Raw genomic sequence first — 13,001 nt, 5'->3', positions numbered from 1 at the left:
TCACACCCCCGCCGCAGCGACGGCCCGCGCCTCGGACGGCAGCGACCCCAGCCGGTGCAGCCACGCCACCCCCGCCGCCGACACCAGCCCGAACGCCGCGCAGCACACCCACGGCAGCCAGGCCACGTCCCCGCGCTCGCCGGTGTCCATCGCCCATCCGACGACCGCGTTGCCGACGGCCGCCGCGATACCGGACACGACGTAGAAGATCCCGAAGTACGTGCCGGTCAACTCGGGCCTGCCGAACCGGGGGATGAGCTCCATGACGAACGGCTGGGCGACCATCACACCGAGGTACAGCAGCAGCGCCCCGACGAGAACGGGCAGCACCCGCAAGGCCGTCGGTCCGTCGGAGACCCCGGCGACGACGGCCGGCGGCAGGAAGCCGACGGCCATCACACCGAGCCCGACGGCGATCCAACGCGCCCTGTTCCCCCGCTCCTTGAGAGCGGCGGTGATCCGCAGTTGCAGCGCGAGGTTGGCGAGGGTGCCGACGAGGAAGACGATCCCGGCGGCCCCGTCCCAGCCGGTCGCCCGGCGTGCACCGTCGGGGAGGAGAAGGTAGAGCTGGTTCTCCAGGGTGAACATGCCGACCATCGCCAACGCGAAAGCCAGGAAGGCACGTTGGCCCAGCACCTCGCGCCAGTCCCCGAGGACAGTGCTCTTGCTCGGCGCGACCTCACGGGCCGGCAGTACGAGCGCCTGGGCGACCGTCAGGACCGCGAAGATCGCGGCGGCGGTCAGCGCCGACGTCCGGAAGTCCACCAGCAGCAGCGCACTTCCCAGCAGCGGCCCGACCAGCGCCCCGGCCGTCGCGAACACGTTGAACAGCGCGAACGCCTCCGCCTTGCGCTCCCCCGACTCCTGCGAGACGTACGCCCGCACGGCCGGGTTGAACAACGCCCCCGCGAACCCGCTCAGCACCGACGCGGCCAGCAGCACCACCAGGCTGTCCCCGAGCGCGAACAGCGCGAACCCGACGGTCCGCAGCGCGCACCCGGCGATGATGACCCCGCGCGCCCCGAGCCGGTCGGACGCGGACCCGCCGATGATGAACAGCCCCTGCTGACTGAGGTTCCGCACCCCGAGGACGACCCCGACCACGGCGGCCGACAGCCCCAGGTTCTCTCCGAGGTGCGTCGCGAGATAGGGGATCAGCAGATAGAAACCGGTGTTGACGCCGAACTGGTTGACCAGCAACAGCTGTACGGCGAGCGGGAATTGCCGCATCTCACGCCACGTGCGCACGCGACACACCCCCGAACCGCACCCCGAGCCCCGGCAGCCCGCTCGTCCGCACGTACCCGTCGTCGCCCCCGATCCCCGACCACGGATCGCGCGCGAGCAGCAGATGCCCGTCCAGGTCCACCCACCGCGCCCGGTCGGCGAGATGGACGGCGGGCGCGATCCCGAGACTGCTCGCGGTCAGGCACCCCAGCATCAGCGAGGTCCCGCTGCCCTCGATCAACTCCGCGATGCGCAGGGCGTTGCGGACGCCGCCGCACTTGGCGAGCTTGACGTTGACACCCTGTACGCGCCCGGCGAGACGGCGTACGTCCTCGATCCGTACGGCGTCCTCGTCGGCGATCACCGGCACCGGCGATTCAGCGGCAAGCGCCGCGAGCCCCTCGGGATCGCCGGGCGCCACCGGCTGTTCCACGGCCTCGACGCCGAGTTCGGCGAACCGGGGGAGCAGTCGACGCGCCTCCGCCATGCTCCAGGCCCCGTTGGGGTCGAGCAGGAGCCGCGCATCGGGCGCCGCGTCGTGGATGACGCGGACGCGCTCCACGGCCTCCTCGGCCGCACCGGCCTTGACCTTGATGACACGGAAACCGCAGGCCGAGAGTCTCCGCGCCGCGGCGGCGGCCTTCGCGAGCGAGGTGATGCCGATGGTCCGCGCGGTCGCCGCGACCGGCGTGGCGAGGGAGCCCAGCAGGGCGTGCACCGGCTTCCCGGCCCGCTTGCCGACGAGGTCGAGGAGCGCCGACTCGACGGCCGCCGTGACGGCCGGGGGCGTGTCGGCGCCGGTCAACTCGCCGTCGTACAGCGCCGTTTCGGGGTCCGGGTAGCGGTTCAGGTCGACAGACGACAGGTGCCGGTTCAGGGTCTCGGCGTCCAGGTCGTAGTACACGCTGCTGACGGCCTCGCCGTGGCCCCGGGTGCCGTCGGGGTCCTCGATCGTGAGCCAGACGGCGTCGCGGGCGGACATGGTGGAGCGGGAGATGCGCAGCGGCTCGGTGAGGTCGAGGCGGACGGTGCGCAGGGTGGCCTTCACGGGGTCCTTTCCGGGAGGGGGTCGGTGACGCGGGTGCAGCGGGCCCAGCCGGTGGCCTCGGCGGCGCTGGGGTGCGGGATCTCGACCGGGCGGGTGGCCGCCGTTGCGGGGGAGAGGCCGTGCGCGGCGGTGAAGTCGTCGTCGAAGACGGAGTTCAGGTAGCGGTGCGGGCCGTCGGGGAAGACGGTCGCGACGACCGCGCCCGGGTGGACGCGGGCCGCCCAGGCGGCGACGCGCGCGACCGCGCCCGTGCTCCAGCCGCCGCTGACGAAGCTCTCCCGGGCCAGCCTGCGGCAGGCGTCCACGGCCTCGGCGGGGCCGATCCAGTGGACCTCGTCGAAGGCGTCGTAGGCGACGTTGCGCGGGTGGATGCTGCTGCCGAGGCCGCGCATCAGGCGGGGCCGGGCGGGCTGGCCGAAGATCGTGGAACCCGTCGAGTCCACGCCGATCAGGCGCAGCTCCGGCCAGTGACGGCGCAGCGGCCCGATCACACCGGCGCTGTGCCCGCCCGTGCCGACGCTGCACACCAGGATGTCCAAGTGGTCGAGCTGGGCGGCGAGTTCGGCGGCCAGGGAGGCGTAACCGGCCGTGTTGTCGGGGTTGTTGTACTGGTCGGGCCAGTACGCGTCCGGCAGGACGGTCACCAGCTCGCGCAGCCGGGCCAGTCGGGCCGCCTGCCAGCCGCCGACCGGCGCCGGACGGTCGACGAGGTCGAGCCGGACGCCGTGTGCGCGCAGCAACTGCCGCATGGACGGCTCCAGTTCGCTGTCCCCGACGAGGACCACCGGATGCCCGAGCGCCTGCCCGGCGAACGCGAGCCCGATGCCGAGCGTGCCCGAGGTGGACTCGACCACCGGTGCGCCCGGACGGAGTTCACCCCGCTCCCGGGCCCCGAGCAGCATCGACACGGCCGCCCGCGCCTTCATCCCACCGGCCGCGAGACCCTCCAGCTTCGCCCAGAAACCCGGCTGCGGTCCGGGCAGTCCGGCGGTGATCCGCACGACGGGCGTCCGGCCGAGGAGTTCGAGCAACTCCGGCCGGGCGACGGCGCGTTCGGCGGTCGTGGTCATCGCACGCCTCCGGCACGGTAGCGGTGGACGGTCCCGGGACCGCCGTCCAGCCAGAAGAACGGGTACGGCTCCGCGCACACCGCGCTCACCCCGTACCCGAGGAAGTGCGGCAGGACCGCGCTGCCGGTCTGGGCGAACATCACGAGCGGACGCCCGCCGGCCCGCTCCCGCAGCGCGTCGAACGTGCCGTTGCCCAGCGTCATCCCGGACACCAGCAGCGCGTCACACCCGTCCACGGCCGCGAGCGCGTCGACCGCGACCGGCTCGCCCCACTCCGTCGTACCTCCCTTCAGATCGCACGCCACGTACCGCAGCCCGCGCGAACGCAGCGCCTCCAGCAGGGAGTTGACGACCCCGACGACCAGGACCGTCGACCCCTCGGGCACATCGAGCAGCTCGACGACGGCTCGTGCGCGCACCCGCGACTTCTCCAGGGACGTCCCGGCGGGCAGCGCGACCGGCTCGCCGCCGTGCGGGACGGCGTGCATGAGGTAGGCGTCGAGCGCGGCGACGCGCACCGGGAGCAAGGGGTGTTGGAGCAGCTGGGCGACGTCGGCGCCGACACAGTCGTCCAGCGCCTCCTCGGGGAGCGCGCCGGGTTCGACCGCGCAGGACCCGACCGCCTCGCCGATGCGCAGGCTCAGCACCTCGTTGCGGTAGCCGGTGCCGCGCCCGTCGTGCCGTACGGCCTGCTGGGTGCGGAAGGCGACGGCGACGCGTACGGCCGCCGGGTCGGGGCCGAGGGTGCCGTCGAGGGCCTGGTGCAGGAGCGCGTCGAAGGAGGTCTCCGTCAGGGCGGTCACCGGATCACCAGCCCGGCGCGCAGCGTCGACAGCGCCGACTCGACGCGGTCGCGGGCGCCGAGGCCGTCCGGGTCGCCCGCCATGACGTGGCCGAGGTACTCGTTGTTGCTGCCGGCCGCCTTCACCTGCCGTCCCGGCTCGGCGAGTTGGAGTTCCAGGAGGTCGGCGGGGAGGCCGGTGCCGTCCAGGGCTTCGAGAGTGCCCGAGGCGTCGGGGACGACGAAGCCGATCGCCGCGCTGGCCAGGCCGGTGTCCTTGCGGGCCAGGTCGGGGGCGAGGCCGAGGGCGACGTCCACGAAGGCTGCGGCGAGGTCGATTCCGGTGACGTGGCGGACCAGTTCGGTGATGCGGTTGCCCGCCGGACGCGGGTTCACCTCGACGATGCGGGGGCCGGACGAGGTGAGCTTGACCTCGGTGTGCGCGACGACGCCGGCCACCAGGCCCAGCGCCTTCAGGGCGGCCAGCGCGGTGTGCTCGGCGGCCTCGGTGTCCGCCGGGGAGAGGGCGGCCGGGAACATGTGGCCCGTCTCGATGAACGCCGGTTCCCCGCCGATGCTCTTGTCCGTCACGCCGATCACGTGGACCGCGCCCGCGTGCGACACCGTCTCCACGCTCACCTCGGGGCCGTCCAGCAGCTCTTCGAGAAGGACGGCCGGATCGCGCCGCTGGCCACGGGCGTTGACCGGGAACGCCGTCAACGCGCGGAAGGCGTCCGCGAGTTGGGCCTCGTCGTCGACACGTCGTACGAACATCCCGGCGCACAGGTCGACCGGCTTCACGACCAGCGGGTAGCCGATCTCCCGTGCCGCGTCGGCGAGTTCGGACCACTCGGTGCGGACGGCGAAACGCGGGCCGGGGACTCCCGCCTCGGTGAGGACGCGGCGGGTGGCGTCCTTGCGGCACGCGTTCTCCACGGCCTCCGCGCCCGGGCCCGGGAGGTCCAGACGGGCGGCGATGCGGGCGACCGTCGGGAGGTAGTAGTCGCAGGACGTGATGACGCCGTCGAAGCCGAACACGCCGTGCAGCTCGGCCACTCGGGGCAGCAGGGTGTCCGTGTCGTTCGTGTCGGCGGTGACGACATTGCTCGCTCCGAGCAGCGGGTGTGCCGTGCCCTCGGGCGCCGAGCGCAGGTAGTGGTGCAGATCACGGGTGAGGAACGTGAACGTGTGCCCGCTCTCGCGGATCGCCCTCGGCAGCAGTCTGCTCATCGAACCGACCCAGCTCTCGACCACCAACAGATGAGCCACGACTCCCCTTTCAGGGACAGGAGTTGAGTTCTCGGCGCAGGCCGGAGCGCGCCTTCGCGGAAGGCGGCCCCGGTTGTGATGTGGACACGTTATCGATAATCATTTTCATTGTCATCTGGCTGTCCATGGTCAACCGAAGGGAATCCCTTGACCTTCCTGCCGCGCTGCGTGGCGCTCCTCGCCGCCACCGCGCTCCTGCACCTGCCGCTCCCGTCCGCGTCCGCCGCCGAGCCGCCGCGCTTCGGTCCCTGCCCCGACTCCGTCCCCGCGCCGCCCGCGCCCGACCGCGTCGAGTGCGGACACCTGAGCGTGCCCCTCGACCACCACCGCCCCGACGGTCCCCGTATCGACATAGCCGTTTCCCGCGTCCCCGCCTCGGGAAAGCGCCGGGGAATCCTGCTCGTCAACCCCGGCGGCCCCGGCGGCTCCGGGCTGCCGTACGCCGTCACCAAGCGGGCCAAGCTCCCCGAGAGCGTCCGCCGCGCGTACGACGTCATCGGCTTCGACCCGCGCGGGGTGGGCGACAGCTCGCCCGCCGACTGCGGCGAGATGGGCGGCCTGTTCGAGACCCCGGCCCCCGACCTCGAAGGCCGCGCGTACCTGGCGTCCTTGAAGGCCCTCGCCGACGACTGCGCCGGCAACGCCCTGCCGTACCTCTCCACCGAGGAGACCGCGTACGACATGGACGCGATCCGCTCCGCGCTGGGCGAGCCGGTGACGAACTTCCTCGGGGTGTCGTACGGGAGTTACCTGGGCGCCGCGTACACCGCGCTGTTCCCCGCGCGGACCGGGCGGATGGTGCTGGACAGCGTGGTCGGGCCGGGGGACTGGTACGACTTCGACGTCCTCCAGGCACGGGCGCTGCTGCGGCAGCGGGAGACGTTCTTCGGGTGGGCCGCGACGCATGACGAACGGTTCGGGCTGGGGGATACGGCGGAGGAGGTCCGGCGGGCGTATCTGCGGGTGCGGGAAGGGTTCGAGGGGTACGGGCCTGGCGGGGCGAACGGCGCCGGGGCCTCCGGCTCGGGCGGGCGCGCTGACTCCGAAGGGCGGACCGACGCTGATGCCGGGGGTGCCGGGGGTGCCGGGGGTGCCGGGGGTGCCGGGGGTGCCGGGGGTGCCGGCGGTGCTGAGGGTTCCGCCCGGCTCGCCCTCGGTCCCGCCGACTTCGACCGCGTCGTCTACCGCGCCCTCGGCCGCACCGAACGCTGGACCCCCCTCGCCGACGGCCTCCGCGCCTACCTCCGCGACGGCTCCACCGACGGCCTCCGCCTCCCCGCCCCCTTCGACAGCCCCGCGTCACGCACCTACGAAGCCGCCAACCGCATCGTGAAGTGCGCCGACGGACCCGCCCCCACCCCCGCACGAATCCTCGCCGACCGGCACCACCTGCACCGCCTCGCCCCCGCCCCCGTCCTCACCGGCATGGAAGCGGCGGCCTGCGCGTACTGGCACCACCGCCCCGCACACCGCACACCGCTCGGCAGCCCCGATGCACCGCCGCTGCTCCTCGTCGCCTCCGCGCACGACCCGGTCACCCCCGCCGAGGGCGCCCATGCGCTGCGCCGCCTCCTGCCGGGCTCGCGTATCGTCACCCTCGACGACGACTACTCGCACGGCGTGTTCGCGAGCCGGGGCAACGCGTGCGTCGACGGGACCGTGGCCGCGTACCTCCTCGACGGGGACGTGCCCCCGGCCGATGTCCGGTGCGCCGGGCCGGGGTTGCCCGCCGTGAGCTGACGAGGCACGTCAAATCCCCCGTGCGGCCGGGGGAGTTGGCGGCTGAGGGTTGGCACCCATTTTACGTGGGGGAAACCGGTGCTGAATTGACTGAAGTTGTTCAGGTGAATCATTATTCAACCAACCTCACCGCGCTCGTAGCAGCGGGTGGGGCCTTGCGAGTACCCCCTCCCCGCATGTCCGCGGACGTCACCGCCTGCGTCGAGCACTCGCATCGAGAGTCACCTCCCACACGACGACTGCACAGAGGCTCAACTTGTCCCGTACGCAGTACTCCAGAAGCCTGGCGCTGCTCGCAGCGACCGCCTTCGCAGCCTCCGCCGCGCCCCTCCTCCTCGCGGCCACTCCGGCAGCCGCCACGACCGGCGCCGGCTGCTCCTCCGCCACCATCCAGTACCGCCTCGAAGGCGGCGACTGGACCTCCACCGGCGGTTTCCGCACCTGGAACTCCGGTCTCGACAAGGTCGAGGTCCGGCTCGCGCCCGACCAGCAGGTCGGCGCGGACTGCAAGTACCCCGTCTCGCTCGCCAAGTACACGACGGAAGGCCCGAGCTGGCCGACGTCCGGCAAGCAGACCCTCGTCCAGAAGGCCACCGTCTACCTCGGCAAGGACGACGTCGCCGGCAAGGACGACTCCGGCCGCACCTGGCAGAAGCTGAACGTCGAGACGCCGGACTGCTACGGCCAGATCGACCTCTACGGCGACGACGTCACGTACGACGGCGGCACCGGCGAGGGCCACGGCCCCGCGCCCTACCAGCCCGGGAACGTCGTCACGCCGAACCACCTGATAGCCGCGTGGAACGGCGGCGACAAGGAGTGCACGCCGTCGACGCCGCCGTCGGAGCCGAGCACGCCGCCGAGTACGCCTCCCGCCACGCCGCCGGCCGGCGAGACCACGCCGCCGCCCGCCACGGAGACGACTCCGCCGGCCGCGCCGCCGACCACGCCGGTCTCGGAGACGCCGCCGACCACGCCGGACGTGCCGCCGATGACCACGCCGCCGCCGACCACGCCGACCCCGACGCCGTCGCCGAGCGAGTCGACGCCGCCGCTGGCCGAGACCGGGGCGAGCACGCCGGTCGGGCCGATCGCGGGCGGCGCTGCCGCCGTCGTCGTGATCGGGGCGGGCGCGGTGTTCTTCGCGAACCGGTCGAAGAAGAAGGGCGCGGCTCAGTAGGCGCGTGAGGTGAAGTGAGGGGGCCTCTCCGGCCGGTCTGCGGGGAGGCCCCCTTTCTGTGCGCGGGAGAGTCTGTGCGGGGGAGAGCCGCCGTATGAATGAGTAAATCCGGTCCTCTGTTGACTTTCGGTTCTGTGAGCCAGAGGATTCCGGGGGTGAACTCTCTTGCGAGCCCCGCTCTCCCCGCCGCCCTCGACGAGGCCGCCCATCGCTGCCTCGTCGCCGGATTCGCCGGTACGGCCACCGTGCCCGACGACCTCAAGAAGCTGATCGAGCGCGGGCTCGGCGGGGTCATCCTGTTCACCCGCAACATCCGGGACGCCGATCAGGTGCGGGCGCTGACGTCCGCGCTGCGCGCGCTGCGGGGCGATCTGCTGATCGGCATCGACAATGAAGGCGGGGGGATCGGGCACCTCGTCACCGCCGGGGCGCCCGAGGTGCCCGGGAACTACGCCCTCGGCGTCGTCGACGATCCCTCGCTCACCGCCGACTGCGCGGACGCGCTCGCCGCGCACCTCGCGAGTCTCGGGATCAGCGCGTCGTACGCGCCCGTCGCCGACCTCCAGCATCGCGGGGAGAACCCCATCGTCCGTACGCGGGCCTTCGGGGGCGATCCCGAGCTGGTCTCCCGGCATCTGCGGGCCTGGATCTCGGCGACCGAGGCTCGGGGGGTGGCTTCCTGTGCGAAGCACTTTCCTGGGCACGGAGGGACCGTCACCGACAGCCACTATGAACTTGCCGTCGATCCTCGGGCCTACGAAGAGTTGGACCTCGCGCCGTTCCGGGCCGCCATCGAGGCGGGGGTGCCGATGCTGATGAGTGCGCATGTCGTGTTCCCCGCGCTGGACGCCGCGCTGCCTGCGACGCTGAGTCCTTATGTGCTCGGGGAGTTGCTGCGGGGGGAGCTCGGGTTCGAGGGGGTGCTGGTCAGTGACGCGCTGGAGATGAAGGCCATCGCCGACCAGTACGGGGAGGCTGCGGGGGCCCGGCTCGCGCTTGCTGCCGGTGCTGACCAAGTCATCGTTGCCGTGCCGGAGTTGGCGACGACCCTTGCTTGCCGAGATGCCGTTCTGGGGGCGCTTGTCGACGGGTCGCTCAGTGAAGAGCGGGTCTTCGAGGCGTCGTCGCGGGTGCAGAGGCTTGTTTCGCGGTACGGGGTGCCTGTTGTGCCGGGGGAGATTGCCACATGGGATGCGGGGATGGCGGCTGCTCGACGGGCCGTGCGGAAGGGGGAGTTGGTCTCTTCGGTGCTGGGGGCGTATGTCGTGGATCTGTTTCCTCGGCCTCATCCCGCGTTGAACTGGGGTGGGGAGAGTCTGGTGAGTGCGGTGCGGGAGGTCGATCCTTCTGCCGATGGGGTGGTGGTCGCTGGGGAACCTGAGGACGGGGAAGCGGTGGTGGCGGAAGCGTTGAAGGCGGCTGAGGGCAGGGCCTTGGTGGTCGCCGCTTGTGATGCGGAGCTGCATCCCTGGCAGGAGTGGGTGCGGGGGGCTCTGCTGGCTGCTCGACCGGACGCGGTTTCTGTCGCTACCGGGTTGCCCGGGGTGGGGGATGAGGGGGCTGTGCTGTCCTACGGGCGGGGGAGGGTGAATCTTCGGGCTGTGGCGGAGGTTGTGGTGGGGGCGCGGTAGCCGCGCAATGACACAGCCCCGCGCCCCTGGGCGGCAGCCGCTTACTCGGGACTGATCAGTTCCGTGATGCCTCGCGCCGCCAAGTAAGTGAGGTCACCGGCGCGTTCGGCCAGGACCACCGCCGGGCGGGCGCCTTCTGCGCGCATGTTCATCCACGTCTCGAAGAACGCGCCTCCCGGACCCGATGTCGAGCGGGTGGACGGGGTGCAGTCCAGGACCAGGGCCGTGGTGCGCGGCGAAGGTGCCAGGGGGAGCGTGCGGAGTTCTGTGATGGTTTCCTCGATCGCCTCCGCGATCGGTTTCGGGGTGCCCTTCGAGTCGAACAGGCCCAGGGTGTATTCCAGTTCGGGGTAGTCCGCCAGGCTGCGGTCCACGTCGTGGGAGCACCACCACGTCACTCCCCAGAGGTTCGCGCAGCTTGCCGCGTTGAGGAGGGTTTCGCGGGCGAAGAGGGGGGCGTCCGGGGCGGGGATGTGGGGTTCGGGGGCGCCGGTCTCCTGGACCCAGACCTTGCGGGCGGGGTCCGTCGCGTACGCCTTGGCCAGTTCTGTGCCGTACTCCGCCAAGTGGTGGACCTGGGGGGAGCGCGGGCCGTAGCGGCGGGCGCAGTCGCCGGAGAAGACCCAGGGGTGGACCGTCGTCAGGTCGCCCTTGCGGGCGGACGCCTCCGGGGTGAACGGGTGGTCGTCGCCGTACCAGGCCGCGTCGTACGCGGAGTGCGTGACCAGGCCGGCCGGGCCCAGGCCCTCGCGGGATGCCGTGAGGAGGGTGTCGAGGTAGTGGTCGACCTCGGTCGCCGTGACCGGGTTGTGCTCGACCAGGTTGTTCAGTTCGTTGCCGAGCTGGAGGCCGATGAGGTTGGGGCGGTCGGCCAGGGCCTTGCCGAGGGTGCGCAGGAGGTTCGCCTGGGCCTCGATCGCCTCCGGGTCGGTGAAGACGTTGCGGTGGTGCCAGCTGCGGGTCCACTCCGGGTAGAAGTCGAAGCTCGACAGGTGGCCCTGTACGCCGTCCACCATGACGTCGAGGTCCACTTCCGCCGCGAGGTCCACCAGGCGGACCAGCTGGTCCACTGCCGCCGGGCGGATGTACGTGCGGTTCGGCTGGAGGAGGGGCCACAGGTGGAAGACGCGGACGTGGTCCAGGCCCAGCGCGGCGATCTGGGCGAGGTCCTCGCGGGTGTTCTGCGCGTCGAAGTCGTGCCAGGCGTGGAACCAGCCCCGGCGTGGGGTGTAGTTGACGCCGAAGCGGAGTTCCGGAGCGGGCGGGGGCGTGCTGATGGCGTTCTCCTCGGGTCGCGGATCCACTTCGGACCTTGTCTGCGGCGAATGTATCAACCACCATGGGTACCGATGAATAGTGATTTGAACCAAACCTTGGTCTGTGACGGCCCTGCGTACGTCCTTGGCGTCGACGCGGGGGGTACGCGTACGCGCGCGGTCCTGGCGGACGCGTCGGACGGGCGTGTCCTCGGGGAAGGCGTCTCCGGCCCCGGCAACGCGCTGACCGTGCCGGTCTCGGTGGTCACCGAGCATCTGGTGGAGGCGATCGGGGAGGCGGTGCGGGGGGTTGCGCCGGGGAGGTTGGTCGCGGTGGCGGGTGGGTTCGCGGGGGCGGCGAGTGTGCGGGCGGGGGGTGAGGGCCGGGGGCCGGTGAGTGAGAGTGGCGTGGAGGGGGAACTCGGCGGGGCGTCGGGGTGCGGGAAGGGCACAGGAGGGGAGTCCGGCGGGACGTCGGCGGGTGGGAACGACGTGGTGGGGGAGTCCGGCGGGACGTCGGCGGGTGGGAGCGGTGCGCTGGGGAAGTCCGACGGGACGGCGGTAGACGGGAGCGGTGCGGACGAGGAACCCGGTCGGCTCCGTGCTCGCGCCGCCCTCACCGCCGCGCTCGAACGCCTTGGCGTCCCCCTCCCCACGATCACCATCCACAGCGACATCGAGGCAGCGTTCGCCGGGGCACCAGGCCACCCTGCCGCCGGTCTCGCCCTGATCGCGGGTACCGGCTCGGTCGCGGCCCGTGTCCAGGACCGCGTCCTCGTGGCGACCTCCGGCGGAGACGGCTGGCTCCTCGGCGACGACGGCAGCGGCTTCTGGATCGGCCGGAGGGCGGTACGCGCGGCGCTGAGAGCAGCGGACGGCCGGGGCCGCCCGACGTCGCTGGTGGCGGCGGTCGGCCGGGCACTCGGTGTTCCGGAGGGAGTGTTGCCGCCGAGGGAATGGGGGCAGGTGCCGTCGGCGGACGCGGGAGTGGGTGTGGTGCTGCCGTCAGCGGGTGAGACGGGCGTGCCGCCCGGGCCCGGTGTGCAGGTGTCGGGGGCGGGGGACGCCGGTTCGGCGTCGGAGGGGGCTGAGCCGGGGCGGCGAGTCGGAGAGGCAGGCTCGGAGGAGGCGAGTGGGCAGGGGCCGGGTGCTGCGCGGAGTCTGTCGCTGCCTGGCGTTCAAGAAGAGAGCACTCTCCCGCCGGGACCGGTGGGAGCTGCGGGTGAGCGGCATGGGCAGGGGGCGAGCCGCGAGGCAGTGGGCGCGCGGCGCGATGTTCCCGCGTCGGAGGAGCGGATCGCCGGTGCGCAGTCGCCGTCCCGCAGCCGCGGCGGTGTGGACGACGCCGCCGAGCACCCGGCAGGAACGCCCGCGCCGGACCCGTACCGCTGGGGCCTGGCTCAGCGAGCCGCGTACCGTGCTCATCTCCTCCCCGCAGCCATGGAACGCCGACCCACGGACCTGGCCGCGCACGCGCCCTTGGTCACCCGGGCCGCCGACGAAGGGGACGAGGTAGCCCGGCAGATCCTTCAGGAAGCTGCTGCCGCGCTGGTCGAGACGGTCGCCGCGCTCTCTCCCCGACCCGGTGAACCCCTGGTCGTGACCGGCGGCCTGCTCGCCCCCGACGGTCCCCTCCTCGCACCACTCACCGAACACCTCACCCCCCTCGGCCTCACGATCTCCCCGGTGGTGGACGGCTCGGCCGGTGCGGTGGCGCTGGCGCGGATCGCGGCGGCTCGCTGACCGGCGTACGAACCCGGCGGCCCAGCCACGAAGAACAGGGGGCCGCCGGACGACGC

Annotated in this window: 10 protein-coding genes; 4 read left to right on the top strand and 6 right to left on the bottom strand. The window is 72.5% G+C overall.

Annotated features, from left to right (window positions below; translation table 11 throughout):
* The 5 genes from ACQCO7_RS03085 to ACQCO7_RS03065 are packed head-to-tail and all read right to left on the bottom strand — an operon-like array spanning position 1 to position 5,395.
* Positions 1-1,248, bottom strand: a complete 1,248-nt coding sequence (locus tag ACQCO7_RS03085) for an MFS transporter (RefSeq protein ID WP_464070323.1) — start codon at positions 1,246-1,248, stop codon at positions 1-3.
* Entirely contained in the window at positions 1,232-2,275 is a 1,044-nt protein-coding gene (locus tag ACQCO7_RS03080; RefSeq protein ID WP_464070322.1) for a dipeptide epimerase, read from the bottom strand. The genes ACQCO7_RS03085 and ACQCO7_RS03080 overlap by 17 nt, the downstream gene beginning before the upstream one ends.
* Positions 2,272-3,345 carry a PLP-dependent cysteine synthase family protein gene (locus ACQCO7_RS03075; protein WP_464070321.1) on the bottom strand — a complete coding sequence of 358 codons (1,074 nt, stop codon included), beginning with the start codon at positions 3,343-3,345 and terminating at the stop codon, positions 2,272-2,274. The genes ACQCO7_RS03080 and ACQCO7_RS03075 overlap by 4 nt, the downstream gene beginning before the upstream one ends.
* Positions 3,342-4,148, bottom strand: a complete 807-nt coding sequence (locus ACQCO7_RS03070; protein ID WP_464070320.1) for a Rossmann-like domain-containing protein — start codon at positions 4,146-4,148, stop codon at positions 3,342-3,344. Before ACQCO7_RS03070 ends, ACQCO7_RS03075 begins: the two co-directional genes overlap by 4 nt.
* Positions 4,145-5,395 carry an ATP-grasp domain-containing protein gene (locus ACQCO7_RS03065; protein WP_464070319.1) on the bottom strand — a complete coding sequence of 417 codons (1,251 nt, stop codon included), beginning with the start codon at positions 5,393-5,395 and terminating at the stop codon, positions 4,145-4,147. Before ACQCO7_RS03065 ends, ACQCO7_RS03070 begins: the two co-directional genes overlap by 4 nt.
* A gap of 147 nt (positions 5,396-5,542) precedes the next feature.
* Between ACQCO7_RS03065 and ACQCO7_RS03060 the strand changes: the two genes are divergently transcribed.
* The 3 genes from ACQCO7_RS03060 to ACQCO7_RS03050 all read left to right on the top strand — a co-directional run bounded on the left by ACQCO7_RS03060 (position 5,543) and on the right by ACQCO7_RS03050 (position 9,946).
* Positions 5,543-7,135, top strand: coding sequence for an alpha/beta hydrolase (locus ACQCO7_RS03060; protein WP_464070318.1), 1,593 nt, complete (start codon positions 5,543-5,545; stop codon positions 7,133-7,135).
* Positions 7,136-7,391: 256 nt separating this feature from the next.
* On the top strand, positions 7,392-8,315 hold the full coding sequence (locus ACQCO7_RS03055) for an LAETG motif-containing sortase-dependent surface protein (RefSeq protein ID WP_464070317.1): 924 nt from the start codon (positions 7,392-7,394) through the stop codon (positions 8,313-8,315).
* Positions 8,316-8,470: 155 nt separating this feature from the next.
* A complete protein-coding gene (locus tag ACQCO7_RS03050; RefSeq protein ID WP_464070316.1) occupies positions 8,471-9,946 on the top strand; it encodes a glycoside hydrolase family 3 protein in 1,476 nt (491 codons plus the stop codon).
* A gap of 41 nt (positions 9,947-9,987) precedes the next feature.
* Here ACQCO7_RS03050 and ACQCO7_RS03045 read toward each other — a convergent pair whose 3' ends face one another.
* Positions 9,988-11,250 (bottom strand): glycoside hydrolase 5 family protein, encoded by a 1,263-nt coding sequence (locus tag ACQCO7_RS03045; protein WP_464070315.1) that lies wholly within the window; start codon positions 11,248-11,250, stop codon positions 9,988-9,990.
* A gap of 57 nt (positions 11,251-11,307) precedes the next feature.
* Between ACQCO7_RS03045 and ACQCO7_RS03040 the strand changes: the two genes are divergently transcribed.
* On the top strand, positions 11,308-12,945 hold the full coding sequence (locus ACQCO7_RS03040; RefSeq protein WP_464070314.1) for a BadF/BadG/BcrA/BcrD ATPase family protein: 1,638 nt from the start codon (positions 11,308-11,310) through the stop codon (positions 12,943-12,945).
* Positions 12,946-13,001: the final 56 nt, after the last annotated feature.

It is taken from the genome of Streptomyces saintjeani (assembly GCF_055409605.1).
Note: the sequence above shows the minus strand (reverse complement) of the source record. Positions and strands in the feature narration are given on the sequence as shown.